The sequence below is a fragment of the Capnocytophaga sp. FDAARGOS_737 genome, assembly GCF_009730375.1.
GTDB lineage: Bacteria > Bacteroidota > Bacteroidia > Flavobacteriales > Flavobacteriaceae > Capnocytophaga > Capnocytophaga leadbetteri.
This window is the reverse complement of record NZ_CP046316.1, coordinates 953,147-978,455: the sequence shown is the minus strand read 5'-3', so window position 1 is coordinate 978,455 and position 25,309 is coordinate 953,147. Positions and strand designations below refer to the sequence as shown.

At 38.0% G+C, this 25,309-nt stretch carries 21 protein-coding genes and 1 tRNA gene; 8 read left to right on the top strand and 14 right to left on the bottom strand.

The window, feature by feature from the left end; genetic code table 11:
- Positions 1-72: 72 nt before the first annotated feature.
- From FOC45_RS04235 to FOC45_RS04200, 8 genes are all read left to right on the top strand, one after another.
- Complete coding sequence (locus FOC45_RS04235; protein ID WP_009388968.1) at positions 73-1,005, top strand: DUF368 domain-containing protein; 933 nt, start codon at positions 73-75, stop codon at positions 1,003-1,005.
- Between the two features lie 4 nt (positions 1,006-1,009).
- The gene (locus FOC45_RS04230; protein ID WP_009388967.1) at positions 1,010-2,323 is read left to right on the top strand and encodes an MFS transporter; all 1,314 of its coding nucleotides are present in this window, start codon (positions 1,010-1,012) and stop codon (positions 2,321-2,323) included.
- Between the two features lie 34 nt (positions 2,324-2,357).
- Positions 2,358-2,576 carry a hypothetical protein gene (locus tag FOC45_RS04225; protein WP_009388966.1) on the top strand — a complete coding sequence of 73 codons (219 nt, stop codon included), beginning with the start codon at positions 2,358-2,360 and terminating at the stop codon, positions 2,574-2,576.
- Between the two features lie 74 nt (positions 2,577-2,650).
- The gene (locus FOC45_RS04220; RefSeq protein ID WP_009388965.1) at positions 2,651-3,565 is read left to right on the top strand and encodes an LLM class oxidoreductase; all 915 of its coding nucleotides are present in this window, start codon (positions 2,651-2,653) and stop codon (positions 3,563-3,565) included.
- A gap of 9 nt (positions 3,566-3,574) precedes the next feature.
- Positions 3,575-4,525: a hydrogen peroxide-inducible genes activator gene (locus FOC45_RS04215; RefSeq protein ID WP_009388964.1), complete on the top strand. Its 951-nt coding sequence runs from the start codon at positions 3,575-3,577 to the stop codon at positions 4,523-4,525.
- Positions 4,526-4,582: 57 nt separating this feature from the next.
- A complete protein-coding gene (locus tag FOC45_RS04210; RefSeq protein ID WP_009388963.1) occupies positions 4,583-6,676 on the top strand; it encodes a carboxy terminal-processing peptidase in 2,094 nt (697 codons plus the stop codon).
- 278 nt (positions 6,677-6,954) lie between these two features.
- The gene (locus FOC45_RS12110) at positions 6,955-8,571 is read left to right on the top strand and encodes a mechanosensitive ion channel family protein (RefSeq protein WP_231121906.1); all 1,617 of its coding nucleotides are present in this window, start codon (positions 6,955-6,957) and stop codon (positions 8,569-8,571) included.
- A gap of 6 nt (positions 8,572-8,577) precedes the next feature.
- Complete coding sequence (locus tag FOC45_RS04200) at positions 8,578-9,624, top strand: heparan-alpha-glucosaminide N-acetyltransferase domain-containing protein (protein ID WP_009388960.1); 1,047 nt, start codon at positions 8,578-8,580, stop codon at positions 9,622-9,624.
- A gap of 69 nt (positions 9,625-9,693) precedes the next feature.
- Here FOC45_RS04200 and FOC45_RS04195 read toward each other — a convergent pair.
- The 14 genes from FOC45_RS04195 to nagB form a co-directional block, all read right to left on the bottom strand.
- A tRNA-Gly gene (locus FOC45_RS04195) sits at positions 9,694-9,766 on the bottom strand.
- Between the two features lie 148 nt (positions 9,767-9,914).
- Positions 9,915-10,460: an RNA methyltransferase gene (locus FOC45_RS04190; protein WP_009388959.1), complete on the bottom strand. Its 546-nt coding sequence runs from the start codon at positions 10,458-10,460 to the stop codon at positions 9,915-9,917.
- Positions 10,461-10,462: 2 nt separating this feature from the next.
- Positions 10,463-12,664 carry a bifunctional (p)ppGpp synthetase/guanosine-3',5'-bis(diphosphate) 3'-pyrophosphohydrolase gene (locus tag FOC45_RS04185; RefSeq protein ID WP_009388958.1) on the bottom strand — a complete coding sequence of 734 codons (2,202 nt, stop codon included), beginning with the start codon at positions 12,662-12,664 and terminating at the stop codon, positions 10,463-10,465.
- A gap of 24 nt (positions 12,665-12,688) precedes the next feature.
- Positions 12,689-13,465, bottom strand: coding sequence for a 3'-5' exonuclease (locus FOC45_RS04180; protein ID WP_009388957.1), 777 nt, complete (start codon positions 13,463-13,465; stop codon positions 12,689-12,691).
- Between the two features lie 28 nt (positions 13,466-13,493).
- The gene (locus tag FOC45_RS04175) at positions 13,494-13,781 is read right to left on the bottom strand and encodes an ATP-dependent Clp protease adaptor ClpS (protein WP_009388956.1); all 288 of its coding nucleotides are present in this window, start codon (positions 13,779-13,781) and stop codon (positions 13,494-13,496) included.
- A gap of 14 nt (positions 13,782-13,795) precedes the next feature.
- On the bottom strand, positions 13,796-14,452 hold the full coding sequence (locus tag FOC45_RS04170; RefSeq protein ID WP_009388955.1) for a TrkA family potassium uptake protein: 657 nt from the start codon (positions 14,450-14,452) through the stop codon (positions 13,796-13,798).
- Between the two features lie 59 nt (positions 14,453-14,511).
- Complete coding sequence (locus tag FOC45_RS04165) at positions 14,512-15,840, bottom strand: TrkH family potassium uptake protein (RefSeq protein WP_009388954.1); 1,329 nt, start codon at positions 15,838-15,840, stop codon at positions 14,512-14,514.
- Positions 15,841-15,851: 11 nt separating this feature from the next.
- On the bottom strand, positions 15,852-17,321 hold the full coding sequence (gene guaB / locus FOC45_RS04160; RefSeq protein ID WP_009388953.1) for an IMP dehydrogenase: 1,470 nt from the start codon (positions 17,319-17,321) through the stop codon (positions 15,852-15,854).
- Positions 17,322-17,480: 159 nt separating this feature from the next.
- Entirely contained in the window at positions 17,481-18,200 is a 720-nt protein-coding gene (locus tag FOC45_RS04155) for a YebC/PmpR family DNA-binding transcriptional regulator (RefSeq protein WP_009388952.1), read from the bottom strand.
- A 96-nt stretch (positions 18,201-18,296) separates the two neighbouring features.
- Positions 18,297-19,364, bottom strand: a complete 1,068-nt coding sequence (locus FOC45_RS04150; RefSeq protein ID WP_034540359.1) for a CapA family protein — start codon at positions 19,362-19,364, stop codon at positions 18,297-18,299.
- Between the two features lie 8 nt (positions 19,365-19,372).
- On the bottom strand, positions 19,373-20,023 hold the full coding sequence (locus FOC45_RS04145; RefSeq protein ID WP_009388950.1) for a phosphatidylserine decarboxylase family protein: 651 nt from the start codon (positions 20,021-20,023) through the stop codon (positions 19,373-19,375).
- 148 nt (positions 20,024-20,171) lie between these two features.
- Positions 20,172-21,266, bottom strand: a complete 1,095-nt coding sequence (locus tag FOC45_RS04140; RefSeq protein WP_009388949.1) for an OmpA family protein — start codon at positions 21,264-21,266, stop codon at positions 20,172-20,174.
- A 2-nt stretch (positions 21,267-21,268) separates the two neighbouring features.
- The gene (locus tag FOC45_RS04135) at positions 21,269-23,026 is read right to left on the bottom strand and encodes an outer membrane beta-barrel protein (protein ID WP_009388948.1); all 1,758 of its coding nucleotides are present in this window, start codon (positions 23,024-23,026) and stop codon (positions 21,269-21,271) included.
- 197 nt (positions 23,027-23,223) lie between these two features.
- The gene (nagB, locus tag FOC45_RS04130) at positions 23,224-25,167 is read right to left on the bottom strand and encodes a glucosamine-6-phosphate deaminase (protein WP_009388947.1); all 1,944 of its coding nucleotides are present in this window, start codon (positions 25,165-25,167) and stop codon (positions 23,224-23,226) included.
- Positions 25,168-25,309: the final 142 nt, after the last annotated feature.

The window sequence follows — 25,309 nt, the reverse complement described above, 5'->3', positions numbered from 1 at the left end:
GTATTTTTTTACTATCTTTGCGGCGGTTTTTATCAATTATCAATAATAATCGATAGTTAAATATAAATTGTAATGAAAAAATCTTTTTTAGATTATACAATTATCAGCCTGAAAGGAATAGCTATGGGGGCAGCAGATGTAGTGCCAGGGGTATCAGGGGGTACTATCGCCTTTATATCGGGCATCTATGAAGAGTTAGTAGACTCTATCAGTCGTATCAATTTAAAAGCCTTTAAAATGCTATTTAGCGAAGGTATAGTAGCTTTCTGGCGACATATCAATGGCAACTTTTTCGTATCCTTATTATTGGGGATAGGTATCAGTATCTTATCGTTAGCTAAGCTCATCAAATGGCTGTTAGAGCAGTACCCCATAATGGTATGGGCATTTTTCTTAGGACTGATGATTGCTAGTGTATTCTTCTTAGTTAAAGAAATAAAGCGCTGGAATCTGGCTGCTATACTAACGATGCTCCTTTCAGGGGTGGCAGCCTATATCATCACTGTTATTCCTCCTTTAGTAAGCAGCAGCGACCAGAGTTTGCTATTTTTGTTTTTGTGTGGGGCTATCGCTATCTGCGCGATGATACTCCCCGGCATTTCCGGAGCTTTTATATTAGTACTTTTAGGCGCCTATCATACTATATTAGACGCACTGAGCAGCTGGAAACTAAAAATAATTTTCACCTTTGCCTTAGGGGCAATCACTGGTATTCTAAGTTTTTCAAGAGCCTTAAAATGGCTTTTCGCTACCTACAGAAACCTTACCTTTGCAGGGCTTACCGGTTTTATCATCGGGTCGCTAAACAAAGTGTGGCCTTGGAAACAACCCCTACTAAAAGACGCGGTAAACAACAGCGTGATATGGGAAAAAAGCATCAGCCCGTGTCAGTTTGCAGAAATTACCCATACCAATCCACAGATATTAGCGGCAATAGGGTTGGCTATAGCTGGATTTTTGGTTATCTACTTGATTGAGAAGTGGGCAAATCGTATAAAACACTAATAAAATGTCAGCATTAGCAAGAGGCAACAAAAAACTACTCAATGCGTGGGCGTTTTACGACTGGGCAAACTCAGTGTATTCGCTAACCATTGTTTCAACTATATTCCCTATTTTTTACGGGTTATTGTTTAAAACAGCGCAACTAACTCATATTTCGCTCTTTGGCATCTTATTCAAAAGCACTTCTGTAATTGCTTTCGTTACCGCCTTAGCCTTTTTGTTAGTAGTACTCCTCTCCCCTATTCTGAGTGGTATAGCCGATTTTTTAGGCAATAAAAAGAGTTTTATGCGCTTTTTTTGCTACTTAGGAGCAATTTCGTGTATTGGGCTCTATTGGTTTTCGTTAGAGCATATCTACTTTGGGCTGATTTGCTACTTTTGTGGGGTAGTAGGCTTCTGGGGAAGTATCGTGTTCTACAACTCTTATTTGCCTGATATTGCCCTACCAGAGCAGTATGATGCGGTCAGTGCCAAAGGTTATAGTTTAGGCTATGCTGGCAGTGTATTACTACTGATTTTGAACCTTATAATGGTGATGAAACCCGAATGGATAGGCTTTGAAAACGCTGATACTACTGCACTAACCACTATGCGCATTTCATTTATCACTGTAGGAATTTGGTGGATAGGCTTCAGTAGCATTCCTTTCAGATACCTACCTAACTATCATAGTGGTAGAGGAAAGCTGACAAAAAATATCCTCTTCAACGGTTTTAAAGAACTCCGAAAAGTATGGCAAAGCCTAAAGGCAACCCCCTCGCTAAAATGGTATCTCATTGCTTTTTTCGTATACAGTATGGGGGTACAAACCGTGATGCTTATTGCTACCTATTTCGGAGAACAAGAAATACAATGGGGTAGTAGAAATGAGAGTACTATAGGGCTGATAGTCAGTGTACTTATCATTCAATTAGTAGCTATCATAGGGGCGCGTTTAACAGTGACAGCTGTGCAAAAATTTGGTAACATTAGGGTACTGATTGGGCTAAATGCTATTTGGGTAAGCATCTGCCTATTGTCTTACTTTGTATTTAAACCCGTACAGTTTTATGCCTTAGCTACCTTAGTAGGGTTGGTAATGGGCGGTATACAGAGTCTTTCGCGCTCTACTTATTCAGCTTATCTACCAGATACTAAAGACACTACCTCTTTTTTCAGCTTCTATGATGTAACCGAAAAATTAGGTATCGTAATCGGGATGGGTATTTATGGTATTATAGACCAGCTAACGAATAATATGCGAAACGCTACTATTTCGTTAGTTATTTTCTTTGCATTAGGAATGCTTCTCCTTTTCAAAGTAAAAAGTAAAAAATAAATCAGAGGAAAAAAATATATAATTTGATATTGAAATGTTAAAATTCAGGTTTTTTCTTGAGAAATACGGGTTTGCCGTATCCTCCCGGTTAGCAGAGAAATTAGGGATGCGTGCAAAAGATGTACGAATAGCCTTTATCTACGGTACTTTCGCTACCTTGGGGGCGTGGTTTGGTGTTTATTTATTATTAGCTTCTTTACTGAAAATCAAAGACTTATTATACACTAAAAGAACTTCAGTTTTTGATTTATAAAAAAATTAATAGGGGTATAGCATTGTTATACCCATTATTTTTTGTATCTTTGCCTCTTAAAAATAACAACTATTATGATAGATCCTAATAAACTGTCGGTTGGCATATTGCTCCCTATAGAATCATACGAAGGAGCTATTCCTAAAATGGAAAATCAAACACAACTCATACAGCGTGCAGAAGCCTTAGGTTTTGATACGGTATGGGTGCGCGATATTCCGCTAAACAATCCAGATTTTAAAGAAGTAGGGCAAATATTTGACCCTTGGATATACTTATCGCATATAGCATCGCTCACCAAAAGCATCAAATTTGGTATTGCAAGTGTTATTTTGCCACTGCGCCACCCTTTGCACGTGGCTAAAGCCTCAGCAAGCCTCGATGTACTTTTCCCTAACCGTTTTGTGATGGGGGTAGCCTCTGGAGACCGTCCTGTAGAATACCCTGCATTCAACAAACCTTTTGAGTTAAGAAGTGCACGTGTGTCAGAGCATATGCGTATGCTTAGAGAGTTGTGGAGCAAAGATTTTCCTACTTATAACAACGATTACGGAACCCTAATGGCTAATGTAGGCGATGTAGTACCTAAGCCCGTACACAAAAATATACCAATGTATGTCACAGGGCACGTTGGAGGGGTAAACCTCGATTGGATTGCTAAAAACTCTGACGGATGGATTTACTATCCTCGCGACTTCGCTTTCACCAAAAAAATAGTACAAGATTGGGAAGAGGCTCTACAAAAAGAGGGACAACCTAAAAAACCTTATATACAACCTGTATATATAGACCTAATGGAAGATCCTAATTTCGAACCCCAAAAGATAGATTTAGGCTTCCGATTAGGGCGTACTTACCTAATAGATATGTTCCAAGAACTCGAAAAAATAGGAGTAAACCACACTATGCTAGTGTTCAAGTATTGTTCACGCCCAGCAGGAGAAGTACTCGAAGAGATAGGAAAAGACATTTTGCCACAACTTAAATAACAGCTTATTATGACCATTACTCAATTTCAATATGTTTTGGCAGTTGCCAAATACAAGAACTTTACTACTGCTGCCGAAAACAGTTATGTAACACAACCAACTTTAAGTATGCAAATACAGAAGTTGGAAGAAGAATTGGGGGTCACCATTTTTGACAGAAGCAAAAAACCACTACAGATAACAGAAATAGGAGAGCAAATCATCAAACAGGCGCAGACAATAGTAAACGAGTCTGAGCGAATGAATGATATTGTTGCCCAGCAGAAAGGATATATAGGGGGCGAATTTAGAGTGGGGATAATTCCTACTGTATCGCCTACCCTATTACCGATGTTTTTAAACAACTTTATAAATAAATATCCTAAGGTATGTTTAAAAATTGAAGAGCAAACTACTGAAAATATCTTGAAAAAAATAGGCGATGGTACTTATGATGCAGGCATACTCGCTACTCCTTTAGCCAATCCTTCTATCATAGAGCGCCCGCTGTACTACGAGCCTTTTGTAGCTTATATACCTGTAAATCACAGGCTTCAGAACTCTAAAACCATCTATACTGGCGATTTAGATGTCAATGATATTTTGATGTTAGAAGACGGGCATTGCTTCAAAGATAGTGTGCTAAACATCTGTAACCAAGATGTGATTGAATCGCGAAAACATTTTCAGCTAAAAAGTGGTAGTTTTGAGACGTTAGTACGCTTAGCTAACGAAGGTTTAGGTATGACACTACTCCCCTATCTGCATTCGTTAGAACTCAAAGAAAAAGAAAAAGAATGTATTCATTATTTTGAAGAACCTTATCCTGCGAGAGAGATAAGTTTGGTATATCATAAAAATGAACTTAAAATGCAAATAATCAAATCATTGCATAGTACTATTTCAGGAGTTATCAGAGGAGCTATTGCTTTCCAAAATGTAAAAATTATCAGTCCTACGCGAGAAAGGCACAAGATTTGATAGTATAGAGAAATCAAAAAGAAAAATTTAATTATTGTTTTTAAAATAAGTATTATAATGAAAAATATATCAGTAGCCTTATTTTTACTATTTATTTCATTTGCTTCTTGCAGTTTTACAAGCAAGAAGTTCGATAATCCTGACAAGGATAAAGATAGAGTACTGCTTGAAATAGTAGAACACGTAATGATTAACGCGCATTTTAGTCCTGTAGATATGGACGATGCTTTCTCTAAGAAAGTATTTGAGAGTTATATAAAAAGCTTAGACGGACAAAAACGCTATTTTTTGCAATCAGACATTAATGAATTCAAAAAATATGAAACCCTTTTAGATGATAATCTTAAAAAGGGAGATATTAGTTTCTTCAACCTATCATACGAGCGACTCAAACAGCGTATGAAAGAAGCTGAAGAGATAAATAAAACCATCTTTGCAAAGCCTATCGACTTTAACTCAAATGATAAAATCAACACGGATTATGAGCATTTGCCTTTTGTAAAAAATAAAGCCGAGCTACAGCAACGTTGGAAACAAATTATCATTTTTTCAACTCTTTCTACTTACTTAACTAAACAAAAAGAAGAGGCTTCTAAAAAGGAAAAAGACGCTAAATATCAATCTAAAGGAGATGATGTCCTCAAAAAAGAATCAGTAGAAGCTACACAAAAAACTCTTTCGGATATGTTTGGTATCTATAACGAGCTAACACGCGAAGAATGGTTTAGTCTTTTTGTAAACGCTATCACTGAAACTTTTGACCCTCACTCTAACTATATGGCTCCCGATGTAAAAGAAGGATTTGACCGAGATATGTCGGGTAAATTTGAAGGGATAGGAGCTCAACTACAAAAGAAGACGGATGGTATCAGCATCACTGACGTAATTTTAGGTGGCCCTGTATGGAAAGGGAAACTTTTAGAAGTAGGCGATATGATACTAAAAGTAGGACAAGGAACTCAAGAGCCTGTAGATGTAGTAGGTATGCGCTTAGATGACGCTGTAAAGCTCATAAAAGGCCCTAAAGGCACTGAAGTACGCCTAACTGTAAAACGTGTAGACGGTACTATAGAAGTAGTACCTATCATCAGAGATGTGGTAGAGATTGAAGAAACTTATGCTAAATCGGTAGTAATACTCTCTAACGGAAAACGTTACGGACTTATCTACTTACCTAAATTTTACATTAACTTTGAAGATACTAACCAGCGCAATGCTGCTACCGATGTAGCCCTTGAGATTGAAAAACTGAAGAAAGAAAACATTGATGGTCTTATCGTCGACCTTAGAAGTAACGGAGGGGGCTCACTAAAAACAGTTGTAGATATAGGAGGATTTTTCATTCCAAAAGGGCCTATAGTACAAGTAAAATCGTCAAGAGGTAGCAGAGATGTCCTTTCAGATAACGACCCTAAAACCCAGTGGGATGGCTCTCTTGTTATCCTTACTAATGAACTATCAGCTTCAGCTTCAGAGATTTTAGCGGCTGCTATGCAAGACTACAAGCGTGCTATCATCATAGGAGGTAAGCAAACTTTTGGTAAAGGTACTGTACAAAGTTTCGTAGATCTAAACGGATTCTTGCGCCAAAATGACTACGGCGACCTTGGTGCTCTCAAAATAACTATTCAGAAGTTCTACCGTATCAACGGAGGGTCTACACAACTAAAAGGAGTAGAAAGCGATATCGTAGTACCTGACAAATACAAATATATAGATATAGGCGAGCGAGATATGCCTAACGCTATGTCTTGGGATAAGATTGAGCCTGCTAAATATACTCCTTGGAGTAATAATGCTAATTTTGATAAGGCAATTGCTAACAGTCAGAAACGTATTAGTGAAAATCAATATTTAAAATTGATTGACGAAAATGCCCAATGGATTAAGCAACAGCAAAAGGACAATATATTCCCTCTCAACTATGAAGCTTATAAAAGTTTGATAGATAAGAATGAAGAACAAGCTAAGAAGTTTAAAGCTATAGCCGATTATAAATCAGAGCTTAAGTTTGCCTCTACTGCCTCTGATGAAGCTAAAGTGAAAGGTAATGAAGACCTTAAACTACGCCGCGATCGTTGGCATGAAAACTTACAAAAAGACGTTTATATAGACGAAGCTGTGAAAGTACTTGAAGACTTAAACAAATAGTCAGCATAAATCAGAAAGAGAAAAACTTTGCTAAGGAAAAAATATCTTTAGCAAAGTTTTTTCTTTTGGTATGTGCTAAAAAAGTTGTACCTTTGCCACATCAATCTTTATAATTATTGATATTTCACTTGAAAAGAATACTCTTCATATTATCTATATTTTGCTGTTTAAGCTCTCTATTTGCTCAAAGTGACAGCCTCTCTCAACAGGATATAAAACGAGAATTAGAAGCTATTAAACTTATTCGATTAAAAGATTCTATAAAGATAGCCATCTTAATGAATGAAATTAAGGAGTTGGTACATACTACTACCCAATCACCTACCCCTACAAATACATCTGATTCTTTGGCTACTATCGAAAAGAAGCAAGAAATAGAAAGCCTACGCGAGAAGATACGAGGAAAGCCTATTGTTTTTCAGAAAGATACATTATTTTATCTATATACTTCACACGGCTCTTATGATATTGATACGCGAGTGAAATATATAGAAGATAAAATACAAACCTTGTATGACGATCCTTTTTTCACCCCCGACTCAATTCAATTGAAGCCTTTAGGGGAGTACTTAAATATAATGTATAAGAAAAATAGTATTGTAGGCATTACAATGGTAGATGCTATGTGGGAGAATACTACTCAAGAAGATTTAGCCTCACGATATGCTAATGCTATTAAAAGTAGTATTGTAAAATACAAAGAGCAAAACAGCCTCAAAAGTGTAATGATTCGTTTAGGAGAATTATTGCTTGTATTGCTCATTGCTTTTGTATTAGTATGGGGTATCAACCGACTATTTGAGTTCTTAAGAAAAGTAGCTATCAACTCCGAACACCGCTTCTTAACAGGTATCCGTATCAAGAATTACGAGCTTATTAAGAAAAGAAAGATGGTAAAGGCACTACTTAAACTCCTTGCTGTACTGCGAGTGGTTATTTTGCTTTTTTTATTCATCACTATTATACCTCTGATTTTTGACATTTTCCCTTCTACCCAATATTTATCAAAAATTATTATCAAGTGGATTAGTGATCCTATAAGAGATATAGGAGTAGCTATTATCAATTATTTGCCGCACTTATTTAATATTATAATCATCATTATTATCACCCGTTACTTACTCAAAGGGCTTCGTTTTTTTGCCTTAGAAATTGAGCGTGGTATCCTAAAAATAAAAGGCTTTCACCCCGAATGGGCTCGTACCACTTATAGCCTTATACGCATAATGTTATGGGTTTTAGCTTTAGTAATTATATTTCCACACTTACCAGACTCTGACAGCGATGCTTTTAAAGGAATATCAGTATTCTTTGGGGTGCTTATTTCGTTAGGTTCTTCCTCTTCTATTTCTAATGCCATAGCAGGAGTTGTCATTAGCTATATGCGTCCTTTTCAGGTAGGCGATTGGATAAAATCAGGAGAGATTATAGGAGTAGTAATCGAAAAAAACGCTTTAGTAACACGCCTTAAAACTATCAATAATGAAGATGTAACCATACCTAATTCGGCTATACTTAGTGGGGCTACTATGAACTTTTCTTCTATAGGCAAACAATATGGTTTAGCTTTAAATGTTAGAGTAAAAGTGCGCTATGATTATTCTGATAATTTAGTAGAAGAACTACTCATTGAGTCAGCTCTGATGACTAATGGTATCTCTCCTACCCCTCACCCATACGTATTTCAGCTATCACTTGATGAACTTAATGCTTTTTACGAACTTAACGCTTACACTTTTATCCCAGAGAATATGTATTTCATCAAATCTGATTTAGTAAAAAACATTCAAAATACTTTCAAACAAGCAAATATAGAGATATTTTCTACTCAGTATATTGATATTCGAGAATTTAAAAAAGAAGAAAAAGCAAATAGTAAAGAGAATAAAAGATAGAATAAAATGAAACAGCGATTAATTTTTATTGATGTAATAAGAGCATATGCTATCTGTATGATGCTCCAAGGGCATTTTATTACAGCTCTTTTAGGTGAACCTTATTGGGATGAATCGAATATTTACTTCCATACTTGGCATTATTTTACAGGTATCACAGCTCCAGTATTTCTCACTATATCAGGCTTTATCTTTACCTACCTACTTATACGAGAAGGCGAGCGCAGTGGTGTAGGACTAAAAAACCCTCGTGTAAAAAAAGGAGCTAAACGAGGACTAATGCTTATAGGAGTAGCCTGTCTATTGCGCAAAGATATTTACTTTGTAGATATACTCCATTGTATTGGGCTAGCGCTCATTATTATGGTAGGTATATATCTATTAGCGCGAAAACACGTCAGACATCTGCTACCTATAATGCTTATTACTACTACTCTTATCTTATTCACTTTCAATGAAACCTATAACAAATATGAGTATTCTTGGCTTCCTCAGATTGTAGCTAACTATTTCACGCCTAAATACGGTACTTTCTTTACTATATTTCCGTGGTTAGGTTTCGTGACCTTAGGAGGTTTTATGGGGTCTTTATTTTATTATTACCGCAATGCTAAACATCTATACCCCATATTTATAAGTTTACTTATTGTTTTTGGGGCAATCTTCCATTTTCAATATCATACCTTTCATTTTCTTTATTCAGTTACTGGCTGGCAGCATTTTGAGAATCTAGCGCGCAATGGATTCCTCTTTCTACGTATGGGCGATACTCTCTGGACATTTGCTGTTTTTGTCATTCTACGTAATGTACTCACTGCCCAGTTTCTTCAACGTATAGGACAAAATACGCTTTCTATTTATATCATTCATAGTATAGCTCTATACCATTTTATTCCAAGACTTAGCTTAGATTATTACTTCCATAAAAGCCTCAACCCTACTGAAGCTATAATCGGAGCCATTCTCTTTGTAATAGGTATTACTACTGCCTCATACTATTACCACAAAATATATAAATACGCAAAAGAAAAGTATTTTATGAAGGATAAATAAAGCGAATTCTATTGAAAGAAGAATAAAAAAATAAAGCCTACTAATTACTTAGTAGGCTTTATTTTTTTGAGCGGGAGACGAGGTTCGAACTCGCGACATTCAGCTTGGAAGGCTGACGCTCTACCAACTGAGCTACTCCCGCAATAAATATAGATGACAATAAGATTATTCCTTTTCAGCGGTGCAAATATACAGCTATTTTTTCATAACTTCCAAATTTATCACCTATTTTTTTACTAACTAATATCAATTTAACACAAAAGTAACTGATAATCAATTGTTTTTAAATCTTATTTATTGTTAGCTAAATCTTTAAGTAACTTTGTCATTTCCCAAATTACTATTCCAGCACTTACTGAAACATTTAAAGAATGTTTTGTACCATACTGAGGTATCTCTATCACTCCATCACTAAGGCTTACTACCTCTTGTGCTACTCCTTTCACTTCATTACCAAATATAACAGCATATTGCGTATGTGCTTTAGGTTGAAAATCATTAAGCATTACAGCCTTTTCAGCTTGCTCTATACTTATCACACACACACCTTCTGCCTTCAATCGTTCAACTACCTGTAGTGTATCTTCAGCGTACTCCCAAGCCACGCTATCTGTGGCCCCTAAAGCTGTCTTATGTATCTCTTTATTAGGTGGTGTAGCTGTAATACCACATAGGTATATCTTCTCTACCAAAAATGCATCACAAGTGCGAAATACCGACCCTACATTATTAAGACTTCTTACATTATCTAATATTACTATCAAAGGGGTTTTCTCAGCCTTTTTAAACTGCTCTATATCCAAACGATGAAGTTCACTATTTGCTAATTTTCGCATATCTATAATCGGGTTACTTTATCTACCCCTTTCACATTTTTTATATCTAACATTAGTTTCTTAAGAGTGGCATTATTATTTATCGATATTGACACCTTGCCATTAAATACATTTCCTTCTGTATCTATGTTTATATTGGTAAGCTTTACGAATTTGCTATCCAATATTACTTTTGAAATATCACTAATAAGCCCATCGCGGTCTATACCACTAATTCGCAAGCTCACTTTAAAGTCTCGTTCATCTGATTTTACCCATTTGGCAGGGATAATCCTATAAGCATAGTTCGATTGCATTGATATAGCATTGGGGCACGTTTTCTTATGCACTTTTACTCCTTCATTGATAGTTACAAAGCCAAATATAGGGTCACCAGGTATTGGGTTACAACATTTTGAAAAAGTATAGTCTAATGATTCTTCTTCTTTACCAAATACAATACTATCATAATGTACACCTGCAGTATAAGTAGGTTCTTCTACTGCCTTCTTTACCACTTTGCTCTTAAACAAACCGAAGAATGAGGTACGATGCGAAGCGAAATCCTTAAGCATCTGGTTGGTAATCTCTCCTGTACCCGCCTGATAGTATATATCCAAACTAGTCTTAGTTTTGAAGTAATTAACCATATCGTTCATCACTTCTTCTGTAAGATTAATCTTCAGCTGCTTAAGTTTGCGCAAGAGTATTTCTTTCCCTTCTGCTGCTACTGTTTTTGTTTCTTCCTTTAACGCATTTTTTATCTTGCTTCGCGCCTTCGAAGTAGTAGCGTAGTTCAACCAGTTTTTAGTAGGTTTAGCGTTCTCTGCTGTGATAATTTCTACCGTATCACCGCTTTTTAGCACTTGGTTTAAAGGTACTAATTTATTATTTACCTTAGCTCCACGTGTTTTAAGTCCTACCCCTGTGTGAATTGAGAAAGCAAAATCTATAGGAGTTGCTCCTTTAGGTAACGATTTTATCTCGCCATTAGGAGTAAAAACAAATATTTCTTTAGAATAAAGGTTAAGTTTAAAATCTTCTACAAAATCTACCGCATTGGCTTCACTGTTTTCAAATACCTCTTGTAAACGGTTAAGCCACACCTCTATCCCTTCCTCTTTTTGGTCGCCGTGTTTGTATTTGAAGTGTGCTGCATAGCCTTTTTCAGCTATTTCGTGCATTCGTTCACTGCGTATCTGTACCTCTACCCATTTTCCCTTAGGTCCCATTACAGTAATATGAAGCGCCTCATAACCTGTTGATTTAGGGGAAGATATCCAATCGCGTAAACGGGTTGGATTGGGACGAAAGTGGTCTGTTACGATAGAATATATTTTCCAAGCGAGGAATTTCTCTTCTGAAGGTTCGCTTTTGTAGATAATACGGATAGCAAATTTATCATACACCTCCTCAAAGGTTACCCCTTGCGACTCCATTTTCCTATTGATAGAATAAATTGATTTAGGTCGTCCTTTTATGTAGTAATCTATCTTCTGCTCATTAAGAGAGGTCTCTACTATTTTAGTAAAAGCATCAATATACGACTGTTGCTCCTCTTTTGATTCTTCCATCTTACCGAGAATCATAAAATAGCGTTCAGGGTCTGTATATTTTAAGGCAAGATCTTCTAACTCTGTTTTAATGTTGTAGAGCCCTATGCGGTGAGCTATAGGGGCGTAGATATAGAGGGTTTCTGAAGCTATCTTTGTCTGCTTATACTCAGCCATCGAGTCCATTGTCTGCATATTGTGCAGTCTATCGGCTATTTTGATGAGTATCACGCGTACATCATCGTTCATCGTAAGCAGTAACTTCCTAAAATTTTCTGCTTGTAGCGAAATATCATTCTCCCTACTCAAATGCGATATTTTGGTAAGCCCTGCCACTATATGGGCTATAGTTTTACCAAAAAGTTGCTCTATATCCTCATTGGTATATTCGGTATCTTCTACCACATCGTGTAGTAAAGCCGCTGCTATAGACACAGCGTCTAATCCTATGCGCTGTGCCACTATTTTAGCTACAGCTATAGGGTGAAATATATAAGGCTCTCCACTCTTGCGGCGTTGGTTCTTATGAGCATTTACAGCGGTATCAAAAGCTAAACGAATGACTTTTTTATCTTCATCAGTTAGGGTTTGGTAGCTGATGCGCAAAAGCTCTTTGTACTCACGAGCTATTGCCTTACTCTCTTCTTCGGTGTAATTAGCTGTTGTTTCCATTGTATTTGGGGTTTATGATGTTTTCTATTTTATGGTAGAGGATAGTTTGCGCAACTTGATAGCCGTCAGTACTTTTTTGGTATATAAAGGAAAATCAGCGTTCAATAGCCAACCAAAATACCCTGGTTCATTGACAAAAATATCCTCCACTTTGCTACCTTTGTGTTTTCCAAAAGTAAATATTTCCTCTCCTTCGCTGTTATAGCCTATAAATCCAGCAAAATCAGCTATTTGTTTTCGGTAGGTAAACTCGCTTAGCTTTTTGATGTTATTCTCTAAGTTGTCGTACTTATCAAGCTGAGCTTTCAGTATTTCATAGGTAGCATTAGTATCAGCAGCTGCAGTATGTGCCTCAAGTAGGTCTTTGCCACAATAAAATTTATAAGCTGCCGACAAGGTGCGCTGTTCCATTTTGTGAAATATCGTTTGTATATCTACCGTCACACGATTGCCAAGGTCAAAATCTACTCCTGCACGTAGCATCTCTTCTGCCAATAACGGAATATCAAAACGGTCTGAATTATAACCTGCTAAGTCTGAATCCTTTATCATATTGTGTATTTGCTTAGCCAATTCTTTAAAAGTAGGCTCATTAGCTACTTTCTCATCAGTGATGCCGTGTACTGCCGAAGCCATTGCAGGAATAGGAATCGTAGGATTTACCAACCACGTTTTGCTTTCTTTATTACCATTAGGATATACTTTCAATATCGAAATTTCTACAATACGGTCTTTAGTAATGTCAATGCCTGTTGTTTCCAGATCGAAAAAACAGATAGGTTTTGATAATTTTAGTTCCACAGTATTTTGTTCAGTGTTTAAGGTTGTTTTATTCTTCTATTTCAGCAGAAAGCCCAGCATCTAAAAGAGCCACGCAAAGAGGCTTCAGATAGTCATAACTACCAGTTTTCACATCGCATTTCCCTTTGAAATGAACGATAATAGCACATTGCTCGGCCTGTTCAAAAGTATGACCGCACACCTGCACAAGAGTATCAATTACGTAGTCAAACGTATTGTAATCATCATTGTATAAGATGATACGGCACTCCTCATCTTGTAGTTCAAGTACATCGGTTTCGGCTAATGTTTCTTCTAAATGACTGATAAACGGCATAATACTAATCTTTTTTAGGTTTTTGTCACCCTATCTATCACATTCTCTCTCGAGAGAATTATCAGCAAGTCATCTTTATTAAGCTTAATGTTGGGGTCAGGGGTGACGTCCATTTTCCCATCAAAATGCTTTACTGCCAATATATTTATCTCGTACTTATGCCGTAGGTTCAGCTCCATTAGTGATTTTCCAACATACGTTTTCGGCACTTTCACCTCGTAAATAAAATAATCTTCTGCAAATTTGAAATAGTCAATAATAGTAGGTCTCAAAACCGAGTAAGCTACCTTCTCTCCCATTGATTCCTCTGGGAAAATCACTTGGGTAGCTCCTATCTTATAGAGTACCTTTTCTTGGGTGTGATTTACTGCTTTACAAATGATATTTTTCACTCCCAATTCTTTGAGTTGCAGGGTGATAAGGATACTTGCTTGTATATTATCGCCTACACTCACAAAGGCAGTATCAAAGTCATCGCGTACTACCTTTTTTAAAGCGATTTCATCAGTAGCGTCTAATATTATCGCCTCTTCTATAATTCCTTCGTTAAGGGCTTGTTTTATTAGGTTTTCCTTAGCATCTATCACCAGTACGGTAGCATTGTTACTATATAAAGTCTTAGCTACCGATTTACCAAACTCACCCAAACCTATCACTAAAAAATTCTTCATATTTGTTAATCCTTAGCGCATTGATAATTGACAAATCAGCAAATTGACAAATCGCCTCATTATCCTATTAATATATTCTCTTTCGGGTATTTATAGTTGCCTTCAGCACGCGGACGCGAAAAGGCTAAAGCAATAGTAAGCGGGCCTACCCTACCCAAAAACATCGTAAACATCAGTATAGCCTGCGAAGCTTTGTTTAAATAAGGCGTAATACCAGTAGAAAGTCCGCAAGTGCTAAAAGCTGAAATAAGCTCAAATGCCACTTTAGTAAATTCAAAATGAGGCTCTATACTTGCCAGTACTACTATCATTATCAGCACATACATCATCGCAATAAATACTAAAGCAGAGGCTTTGTTAAAAAGTTTCCACGAAATACGCCGTTTAGAGAACTCTATGTAGTTCTTGTTAAGCAGTGCCGTCTTAATTCCCAAAAACAATATACCTATAGTAGTCGTCTTTACCCCCGAACCGGTAGAGTTTGGCGAGGCTCCTATAAACATAAAAGTTACACAGAAAAGAATAGTAGCACTACCCAAGTGCTCTAACGGTATAGTGTCAAAACCTGCTGTACGCAAACTTACTGAGTGAAAAAAGCTGATGAGCAACTGGTTAAACAATCCTTTGCCGTAAAGAGTATGATAGTTTTTATACTCTAAGATGAAAAACAGCAAAGTACCTGCTAATAGTAGCACTATCGTCATCAGTATTGAAAACTGCGAATTAATATCAAGCCGTCTGCGCTTATGCTGCAAATACTCGCCTGCCTGAATGATAGTGGTAAAGCCTAACCCCCCAAAAATAATCAGAAAAGCGATAATTACATTCACATATACATTGTAAGTATAGCCCTCAAAACTATGAGGAAAAAGTGCTATACCGGCATTGCAAAAAGCGGATACCGAATGAAATACCGACATAAACAGCGCCTGAAAAAACGAATAGTCTTGTATAAACGAGCCAAATAATAGCACCGCTCCTATTGCCTCAAATAGCAGAGTAATAAAAACCACTCGCTTAGTTACTGTATAAATGTCGTACATCTTGTTATGGTTCAGCTCTTCTGCCACCAAACGTTTCGTGTAAAAACCTATACGTTTAGCGATAAGCAAAACGAATACTGACGAGATAGTCAGCACACCTAACCCTCCAAACTGTATGAGTATCAACAGTATAAACTTCCCAAAAACTGTATAGACAGCTCCTATATCTACTATTGATAGGCCTGTAACGGTCACCGCCGAAGTAGCCGTAAAAAGAGCCTCAAAAAAAGAAACTTCTTTATCAGGATAATGCGAAAAAGGCAGGTTCAATAGGAGTGCCCCGATGATAATCAACCCTACAAATGAAAGCATTATCAGGCTATAAGGCGATATTTTCTTTAACATCGTTTATTCTTTTATCTTGAATAATTAGGTGCTTCTTTAGTAATAGTGATATTATGAGGGTGACTCTCTGCAATACCACTGGCTGTAATACGCACAAATCTACTCACTGCTTGCAGTGTTTCTATATCTTTAGCTCCACAATAGCCCATACCTGCACGCAAGCCTCCAATAAATTGGTGCATACTTTCTTGCAACTCTCCTTTATAGGCCACACGCCCTACAATACCTTCTGGCACTAATTTCTTAATATCGTCTTCCACATCCTGAAAATAGCGGTCTTTACTACCTTGGTTCATAGCCTCTACAGAGCCCATTCCCCTATACGATTTATACTTTCTACCTTCAAAAATAATGGTTTCACCTGGTGATTCTTTCGTGCCTGCCAACAGCGAACCGAGCATTACACTATGAGCGCCTGCAGCGATAGCTTTCACTATGTCACCTGTATATCTGATACCTCCATCAGCTATCACGGGTATTCCTTTGCCTTTTAAGGCTTTAGCAACGTTCATCACTGCCGATAGTTGCGGATAACCTACCCCTGCCACTACCCTAGTAGTACATATAGAACCTGGCCCTATTCCTACTTTCACAGCATCAGCGCCGCTTTCAGCCAAATAGAGAGCAGCTTCAGCAGTAGCTATATTCCCTACTACTACATCTAAGTCTGCAAACTTACTCTTTACTGCTTTCAAAGCATTAACTACTCCTTTAGTATGTCCGTGTGCGGTATCGATTACTACAGCATCTACACCGGCTTGCACTAAGGCTTCAGCGCGTTCTACTACATCTGCTGTTACCCCCAAAGCAGCTGCCACACGTAGCCTACCGATACTATCTTTGTTCGAGACTGATTTCTCTTGCAAGTTAGCAATATCGCGGAAAGTGATAAGCCCAACCAATTTATAGTTCTTATCTACTACAGGTAGTTTTTCTATTTTGCTGCGTTGTAATATCTTTTCAGCCTCTTTCATAGAGGTGCCTTCATTAGCTATCACTAAGTTTTTAGCAGTCATCACCTCTACTATAGGGCGAGTATTGTCCTGCTCAAAACGCAAATCGCGATTAGTTACAATACCTTTTAGAATACCATTATCATCTACTATAGGTATCCCCCCTATGTTATTCTCCTTCATACAGCGCTTAGCATCAGCTACTTTAGCATCTAAATGTAGGGTTACAGGGTCAATTATCATACCACTTTCAGCACGCTTTACCTTTCTTATTTGCTTAGCTTGCTCTTCTATGGTCATATTTTTGTGCAGTACCCCTATACCGCCTTCGCGAGCCATAGCGATAGCCATTGCTGCTTCGGTAACAGTATCCATAGCAGCCGAAATAATAGGCACATTTAGCGTGATATTACGCGTAAACTGAGAAGTGATGGCAACCTCACGTGGTAGCACTTCCGAATAATTAGGAATGAGAAGCACATCATCATATGTCAGCCCCTCACTGATTATTTTGTCTTGAAAATCCATTTTTTAGTAAAAAGAAAATTAGTTGCGTGCAAATATACATCTTTTTTATATACGCACCAAATTTTAAATATTGTTTAATTTCTTAAAATCAAAAAAAGGCTACCTAAAAATAGTAGCCTCTTTTTATATATTATTCATTTTCATTTGCTAATTAATAAATTACTCCTCCGCTTCCTTCATAGTGTGATAGACGTTTTGAACATCATCATCTTCTTCTATCTTTTCTAATAGCTTTTCTACATCAGCTTGTTCTTCAGGAGTGAGTTCTTTGGTAACCTGTGGAATGCGTTCAAAACCTGACGAAAGAATTTCTATATTCCTACTTTCAAGCTCTTTTTGTATAGCTCCAAAACTCTCAAAAGGAGCATAAATAAGAATACCATCTTCGTCAGCAAATACTTCTTCAGCTCCAAAATCTATCATCTCAAGTTCTAATTCCTCAGGGTCTATACCTTCAGCATTGATACGGAAGTTACACGTATGGTCAAACATAAATTCTACCGAACCCGAAGTCCCCAATGTACCATTGCATTTATTGAAGTAGCTGCGTATATTCGCTACGGTACGGTTGTTATTATCAGTAGCAGTTTCTATCAGCACAGCTATACCGTGTGGTGCATAACCTTCAAAAAGCACTTCTTTATAGTTAGCGGTATCTTTTTCACTTGCTTTTTTTATAGCGCGTTCTATATTTTCTTTCGGCATATTAGCTGCCTTAGCATTCTGTATTACGGCACGTAGTCGCGAGTTACTTTCAGGGTGTGGCCCTCCCTCTTTCACTGCCATTACGATGTCTTTCCCTATACGGGTAAATGTTTTTGCCATTGCAGCCCAACGTTTAAACTTACGGGCTTTTCTAAATTCAAATGCTCTTCCCATCTTTTTTAATGATTAATTGTTTAATTATTAATGATAATAATTTCTATACTAATTTACTAATTAACAAATCGACAAATCGGCAAATCGGCAAATTGCCTAATTGACTAATTGTCTAATTTTTCCTTCTTCAAACTGCAATTGTGCTTCAGGAAAATCAAGTCCTGTAAGCCTCTTTATTTCCTGAAATACCCTACCTTCAGCGTCCAACTCTAAGCCAATTCCTTTGGTTTGCTTTGTAGAGATAACATCTGCATATATAAAATTGCCGTTCTTATCTATTTTTATCTGATAGAGGGGGGCTATTCCATTAACACCTTGCAGGTTAAACTGTCCATAAGTATTAAAGTTGCCCATACTATAGGTGATAAACTTTCCTTTGTACACCTCCACAGCACGCGTAACATGAGGCCCGTGTCCCAATACTATATCCGCTCCAGCATCTATTACTGAGTGAGCGAACTTATGCACATCTCCCCTATTTTCTCCGTAGAATAACTCATTAGTTCGGGGTACGCGGGTATGTTTAGACCCTTCAGCCCCTCCGTGAAACGAAACAATAACTATATCTGCCTGTGCTCTGAGCTCCTTTACTAAGTCAGTTGCCTGAGCTATATTGTTTACTGACAACATATTACTATTAGGCGAAAAGGCACAGAAACCGTACTTCACTCCGTCTTTTTCAAATACTACTGACTTATTTTCTACAGGCCCTGCGTGGTAAATCCCTACATTGTCCAATACTTTAGCCGTATTGCGTCGCCCTTTCTCTCCAAAGTCATTAGCGTGATTATTAGCGGTACTCATAAGGTTAAAACCTGCCTCTTTTAGTATATCACCATAGCGGTCTGGCATCCTAAAAGCATAACAAGTACCTGCTTCCGAGTTTTTACATTTCTCTGAATTGCCTTCATCTAAAATAGCTCCTTCCAAATTGCCAAACACTATATCGCCTTTCAGATAAGGTTTCACGTGCTTAAAGCTATTTTTAGCATCATCTGGCGGCAGATTGCCTGCCGGAAAAGCTGAGCCTATCATCACATCACCTACTGCCACAATAGTAAGAGTATCTTTTGTTACTACTAAGGTCGTATCTGTTTGATTATCAGTCTTTGCGTAAACAGCCCCTGCAAATATAGCTGCTAATAATAGGAGTATTTTTTTCATCATCTTTCTTATTTTTCGGCAATCACTTGTACGCCTCCTTTCACTTTATCACCTAACTGAACTTTTACTTTAGTTCCTAAAGGTAAGTACACATCTACACGCGAACCAAATTTTATAAAGCCCGCATCTTCACCTTGCACTGCTGTATCACCTACTTTAGCGTAATTGACAATACGTTTTGCCAAAGCTCCTGCTATTTGTCGGTATAGCACCTCACCAAATACAGGGTTATCTACTACTACAGTAGTGCGTTCATTTTCTTCAGAAGCCTTAGGGTGCCACGCTACTAAGTATTTACCAGGGTGATATTTACTGTAAGTTACCTTACCTCCTAAAGCATAGCGTGTTACGTGTACATTTAAAGGCGACATAAATATCGACACCTGCAAACGTTTATCTTTAAAGTATTCTTTTTCAAACACTTCTTCTATTACCACCACCTTACCATCTACAGGAGCGATAATATGTGCGTCATTTTTAGGCGTGAGGCGTTTAGGGTTTCTAAAAAACTGTAGTATAGCTATCAAAAAGACAAAAGCTACCAATTGCACCAATAGCTTAAGCCATTCTATATCAATACAATAATGAGCTATCAAGGCTATTATTACTGTAATAGCAAAGCTAACCAAGATAATCTTAAATCCTTCTTTGTGAAACATAATATTCTAATATTTGCGGCAAAGATAAAACACTTTTTATTTATACCCAAAAATATGGTTAATATTTTATCAGCGCATCTGCATTTTTCAACATAAAAAAGCAGTGCAACGAGGCACTGCTTTTTCCTTTTTTTAATATTTTGTTTTATTAATAACTTCTGATAACCACTCGTAGCTCTACACGGCGCGCTTGTGCAGGAGTAGCTTGTGGGTCTATTCCTTTAAAAGCGGTCAGTATACGCTCGTTGCTTATCCCTTTAGCGTTTAGTATCTGGGCAACAGCTACAGCACGCTCCATAGAGAGCACATTGTTATAGGCAGCACTCCCTACGGCACTCGCATACCCTTCTAAAAGTATGGATAGTTCGGGGTGCGCTTGTAGCATCGTTACCATCTCGTCTATTATTGTAGGGTCATAAGCTAAAGGTATCGTTTTATTATTAGCGAAATAGAGCAACGCTTTCTTATGCCCATAGGCAGCCAAAAGCTGTTCTAATTCGCTGCGTTTTTCTGCCGAAATCTGTATAGGTACCCCTGTGGCTGTTACACTTTGCACTACTATAGGAGCATAGCCTGATGTTGCCGTAGTAGCTGTTGTAGTAGCTACAGTGGCTTGGGTGCCTACAGCGGTAGCCTGAGCATTCGCAGCAGTAGGAGCAGTATTACTTTTAGCCGCTACCATTCCTGTATTGGCTACTAAAGTAGCTAAGAGCAATTGCTGCTGTTTGCGCAGCTGTTCTACCGTACCCGATAGTTGGGCTAACTGCTGAGCTATAGCAGCAGTAGTCTGTGTTTGAACCACAGCTGCAGGCACTACAGAACGCTGAGTTATAGCAGTATTAGTAGCAGTACGAACTACTGCAGGGTTTGCTGTACGAGCAATAGTAGTATTACTTGCTGTACGAGCGATAGCAGTATTACTTGCCGTACGGCTGGTAATAGTACTACTAGTGGTTCCCACTACCGTAGGACTTACTGCTGCTGCCTTTACTAACCGATACTCATTTATAACTACCGAAGTAGGTGACATTTGTTCTGTCTTATAATTCACAGCCGATAGCATACTGTCTAACTGCTTATCTCTAAGGGTAGTCAGCTCTGCCTTCCCTATTTGTTCTAAAAGATATCGCAATTCATCTACCGTCATTACTATCTCTGTCTTTTTTGGGGTAGGTGCTATCTGTGCATTTATGGTTTGCACACATAACAATAGCCCCCCTATAATCTGATAGATATACTTCATAATTATTTCGCTGCTGGCGCACCAACTTTTGCCTTTTGTATTTCGTCTGTCGTTTTTTGCAATTCATCTTTTGCTTTTTGCACTTCGTCAGTCGTTTTTTGCAATTCGTCTTTTGCCTTTTGCACTTCTTCTCTCGCTGCTTGGGTTTCTAAAAGCAATTTTTCTAAACGGTCTATGCGCTGTTCTGGTGTTTTACCTTCGCCTTCTCTAATGTTTTTCACTACACTATCAATAAGCTGTTGTAGCTCTTCAGGCGTCATACGCACTAAGCGCACTTGTTCTGCTACTGGGTAAGGCAAATGTTCTGCTACGTATGTATTTCTTAAGTCTTCCCATTGTTGTTTTTCTTTTAGCAGACGGTTAGCATTAGCGGTATCACCGTTTTGGTAAGCCAACTGTATTTGTTTTTCTACAGCAGTTATTTGGCTATTGTAGTAAGCTAAGTTTCGTTTTTCAGGCGAAACAGTAGAAGCCGCATTTGTTGTGGTAGCAGAGGTGGTAGTTACCGAAACGGGAACAGTAGCAGCTTCAGCAGCACCCAACTGTTGCTCGTATAACTCTCTCTCTACTGACTTAGCCAATTTAATGCGTAGCCCTGCATTGTAAAATACATTGCTTTTTAGTTTGTTCACTGAGCTCAATGCGGTAGTTACATCTTCATTATGAGTAGTATAAAGCAAGTTAGCAACGCCAAAAAGCTCTACACGTTTGCCTAAAGGTATAGCCAAACCTACCCCTCCTTTAGCAAAAATACCCGACTTATTAGCTACACTTGCTACTTTGCCTACATAATTATCGCCTATCTTCATATAGCCAGCACCTATTTGTACGTAAGGCACTACACCACTAGCTACATTTAGGCGCGCTAAGAAATCACCTCCGTATATTGATAGGTTTTCAAAATTAGCAGAGAGCTTCTCATCAGTCATAGCACGGTGGTAATAGCCTCTAATACCTATATATTCAGTAAAGTCTACCCCTAATGCCAAACCTCCAAAGTAAGCATCGCGTAGGTTACTATCGTTATTGAAGTTTAAGTAACCCAAAGTAGGCTCTATTACCACCTTAAAGCTCTTCAAGTTAGTATACGCTTGGTCTAAGGCTGTCAGCTGATTAGGGTTGCGACCTCCTAAGTAAAGCTGTAGCCCTGCACCTACACTCCACGCTAAATGATTTTCCTCTTCTACGTTATTATCTATCCAAGTGTTATAAGCAGAAGTATTAGCTTCTGTAGGTTTATAAAGCACGTTGCTAGGGTCAAAGCTAAAACGAGTTGCTTTAGCTTGTACGTTCAGCGTAAGGCGACGGGCAAGGTTAAACTTAGCCCCTAATCCTAATCCAAAATACACTTGGTCTTGGCTTAAGTCATTAGCTTTGATAGTCTGCACTCCTGACCCTAAAGTAACATAAGGCTGAAAAGAGTACGCTAAGGGTATATTCCCTTTCAGTTCGCCTCCCCATCTGTGTACAGCCACATCTTTAGCTTCAAAAGCATTGCTAATAGCAGTAGGAGCGTCATAACCTGCAAGGGTCGATTTCATTCCCATTGCTTGTCTATACGAACCCAATAATTCTATATTTCTACCGAAGCCGAAGCCTACATAGCCACCTGCCATAAAGCCATTAGTGATAGCGGTTTTCTTCTGCCACCATACATAATCACCTGTAGGGGCTACCGCGAAGCTAATGTCCTTCACTTGCGCTCCCACCGATGTTGATAAAAGTGCAAAAACACCTAAGTTTAAAAAAGTTTTTCTCATCGTTTTTAAATTATTTTTATTATATTAGTTATTACTGATTTTAAGTTAATCAATTCGCAAAAGTACAAATATTTTTCACTTCTACAACTATAGCCACTAAAATTTTATTTTTATTTAAAAAAAAGACAGCACATCACTGCACTGCCTTTTTTATCTCATCTATAATTGTCAAATTGACAAATCGTCAAATCGTCAAATTAGAAAAAGTATCGTTTAAACGCTTCTATAGCTTCATAATCAGCCAAGCCTAAATTGCGATAGCGTTGTGCTGTTTGGCTATTGCGTGCTTCTGCACGTTGCCAGAACTCACGCAAGTCATCTCCTTGGAACATCGCACCATCTTTTTGCGATTGGTGGAAGAAGATAGCCTGACGTTTCTTAAGCACTTGCGCCGGACTCATAGGCACTGCCATTTCTATTTCGTGTATATCCCATTCGTGCCAAGCACCACGGTATAGCCATACCCAGCAGTCTTTCATATAATCCTTGTGTTTCAAGTTCTTAAGAGCTGCAAAAATAGCGTCTAAGCACACTTTATGAGTACCGTGAGGGTCAGCAAGGTCACCAGCGGCATATATTTGGTGTGGTTTTACCTCTTCTATAAGGTTCATTATAATGTTAATATCTGCCTCACCTATAGGGTTTTTCTTCACGCCTCCTGTTTCGTAGAAAGGCAAGTTGAGGAAGTGTACGTGTTTATCAGGTACGCCTTCATAGCGAGTAGCTGCCAATGATTCGTGGCGGCGTATATTACCTTTTAGTTGGCGTACTAATAAGGTATCTATTTCATTCGATTTCTTATTAGTAATATTGCTGATAATCTCATCCAGTACAGCTACTTCACCTTTGTTTTCTTTTACTATATCTTTAAACACTTCAGCAAATTTCAACGCTTCGTGGTCTGATACGGCAAAATTACCTGAAGTTTGGTAAGCGATGTGTACTTCGTGTCCTTGCGATACCAAGCGGTCGAAAGTACCTCCCATTGAAATAACGTCATCATCAGGGTGCGGACTGAAGATAATAACACGTTTTTTGTGTGGGTGTTCGCGTTCTGGGCGGTTAGTATCATCAGCATTAGGTTTACCTCCTGGCCAACCGGTGATAGTGTGTTGTAGGCGGTTAAACATCGCGATATTCAAATCGTAAGCTGGACCTGATTCTGCAAGAAGTTTAGACATACCGTTTTCGTTGTAGTCAGAGTCGGTAAGTTTAAGTATTGTTTTGCCCAAGTGCTCGCATAGCCATACGATAGCTTTAGCTTTAAGGTCTTCGTTCCATTGTACATCGGTCACGAGCCAAGGAGTATTGATACGAGTAAGAGCTGAAGCCGCTTCTGCATCAAGCACAAAAGTAGTATTATCGTGCAATTGTAGGTAAGATGAAGGCACTTCTGAAGTAATATCACCTTCAACAGCTTTCGCTACGATAGAAGCTTTGCTACTACCCCACGCCAATAGTACAATACGGCGCGCTTTCATCACTGTGCGAATACCCATAGTGATAGCCTGACGTGGTACGTTGTCTATACCGTGGAAAGTTTCAGCAGCATCAGAGCGAGTGATATGGTCAAGGGTGATGATACGGGTTCCTGAATTGCGGTTAGAGCCTGGCTCATTAAAACCAATGTGACCTGTACGACCTATACCCAAAAGCTGGAAGTCAATACCGCCACATTCTTCTATTTTTTTATCATAACCTGCACAATAAGCTTGCAATTCTTCGTGCGAAACAGTTCCATCAGGTATATTGATATTTTCTTTAGGAATATCAATATGGTTAAACAGATGTTCGTGCATAAAGTACCAATAACTTTGAATATCTTGTTTTTCCATAGGATAATACTCGTCCAAGTTAAAGGTAATAACATTTTTAAAGCTAAGCCCTTCTTCTTTGTGCATACGTACCAATTCGTCATACACTTTCACTGGCGAAGAACCAGTGGCTAAACCTAATACGCAAGGTTTTCCCTCTTGTTGTTTTTTTCTAATGAGGTCGGCTATTTCGCGAGCCACACTCACAGAAGCAGTTACAGAATTAGAGAAGATTACATTGTCTATCTTCTCAAAACGAGTTTCCTCAACAGACCCTGCTGGGTGATGAGCAATCGATGACACTTCTTTTTTAATATGTGTTCTCATTTTGTTGATAATGATTTTTTATTACAAGTTTTGACACGGCAAAAGTACAATAGTTTTATGAATTAAGCAAATAATTTTAAGAATTATTTATCACATTTTAAATACGAAACACAAAAGACGAAATACGAGCAATTCTTTTTCG

Excerpts from the sequence above, each read along its gene's own strand:
- FOC45_RS04190 (WP_009388959.1), bottom strand. The coding sequence starts at position 10,460 with ATGCGAAAATTAGCAAATAGTGAACTTCATCGTTTGGATATAGAGCAG.
- FOC45_RS04170 (WP_009388955.1), bottom strand. The coding sequence starts at position 14,452 with ATGAAGAATTTTTTAGTGATAGGTTTGGGTGAGTTTGGTAAATCGGTA.
- guaB (WP_009388953.1), bottom strand. The coding sequence starts at position 17,321 with ATGGATTTTCAAGACAAAATAATCAGTGAGGGGCTGACATATGATGAT.
- FOC45_RS04150 (WP_034540359.1), bottom strand. The coding sequence starts at position 19,364 with ATGAAAAAAATACTCCTATTATTAGCAGCTATATTTGCAGGGGCTGTT.
- FOC45_RS04140 (WP_009388949.1), bottom strand. The coding sequence starts at position 21,266 with ATGAAGTATATCTATCAGATTATAGGGGGGCTATTGTTATGTGTGCAA.
- FOC45_RS04165 (WP_009388954.1), bottom strand. The coding sequence starts at position 15,840 with ATGTTAAAGAAAATATCGCCTTATAGCCTGATAATGCTTTCATTTGTA.
- nagB (WP_009388947.1), bottom strand. The coding sequence starts at position 25,167 with ATGAGAACACATATTAAAAAAGAAGTGTCATCGATTGCTCATCACCCA.
- FOC45_RS04135 (WP_009388948.1), bottom strand. The coding sequence starts at position 23,026 with ATGAGAAAAACTTTTTTAAACTTAGGTGTTTTTGCACTTTTATCAACA.
- FOC45_RS04235 (WP_009388968.1), top strand. The coding sequence starts at position 73 with ATGAAAAAATCTTTTTTAGATTATACAATTATCAGCCTGAAAGGAATA.
- FOC45_RS04175 (WP_009388956.1), bottom strand. The coding sequence starts at position 13,781 with ATGCCGTTTATCAGTCATTTAGAAGAAACATTAGCCGAAACCGATGTA.
- FOC45_RS04215 (WP_009388964.1), top strand. The coding sequence starts at position 3,575 with ATGACCATTACTCAATTTCAATATGTTTTGGCAGTTGCCAAATACAAG.
- FOC45_RS04220 (WP_009388965.1), top strand. The coding sequence starts at position 2,651 with ATGATAGATCCTAATAAACTGTCGGTTGGCATATTGCTCCCTATAGAA.
- FOC45_RS04155 (WP_009388952.1), bottom strand. The coding sequence starts at position 18,200 with ATGGGAAGAGCATTTGAATTTAGAAAAGCCCGTAAGTTTAAACGTTGG.
- FOC45_RS04225 (WP_009388966.1), top strand. The coding sequence starts at position 2,358 with ATGTTAAAATTCAGGTTTTTTCTTGAGAAATACGGGTTTGCCGTATCC.
- FOC45_RS04210 (WP_009388963.1), top strand. The coding sequence starts at position 4,583 with ATGAAAAATATATCAGTAGCCTTATTTTTACTATTTATTTCATTTGCT.
- FOC45_RS04230 (WP_009388967.1), top strand. The coding sequence starts at position 1,010 with ATGTCAGCATTAGCAAGAGGCAACAAAAAACTACTCAATGCGTGGGCG.
- FOC45_RS04200 (WP_009388960.1), top strand. The coding sequence starts at position 8,578 with ATGAAACAGCGATTAATTTTTATTGATGTAATAAGAGCATATGCTATC.
- FOC45_RS04145 (WP_009388950.1), bottom strand. The coding sequence starts at position 20,023 with ATGTTTCACAAAGAAGGATTTAAGATTATCTTGGTTAGCTTTGCTATT.
- FOC45_RS12110 (WP_231121906.1), top strand. The coding sequence starts at position 6,955 with ATGAATGAAATTAAGGAGTTGGTACATACTACTACCCAATCACCTACC.
- FOC45_RS04185 (WP_009388958.1), bottom strand. The coding sequence starts at position 12,664 with ATGGAAACAACAGCTAATTACACCGAAGAAGAGAGTAAGGCAATAGCT.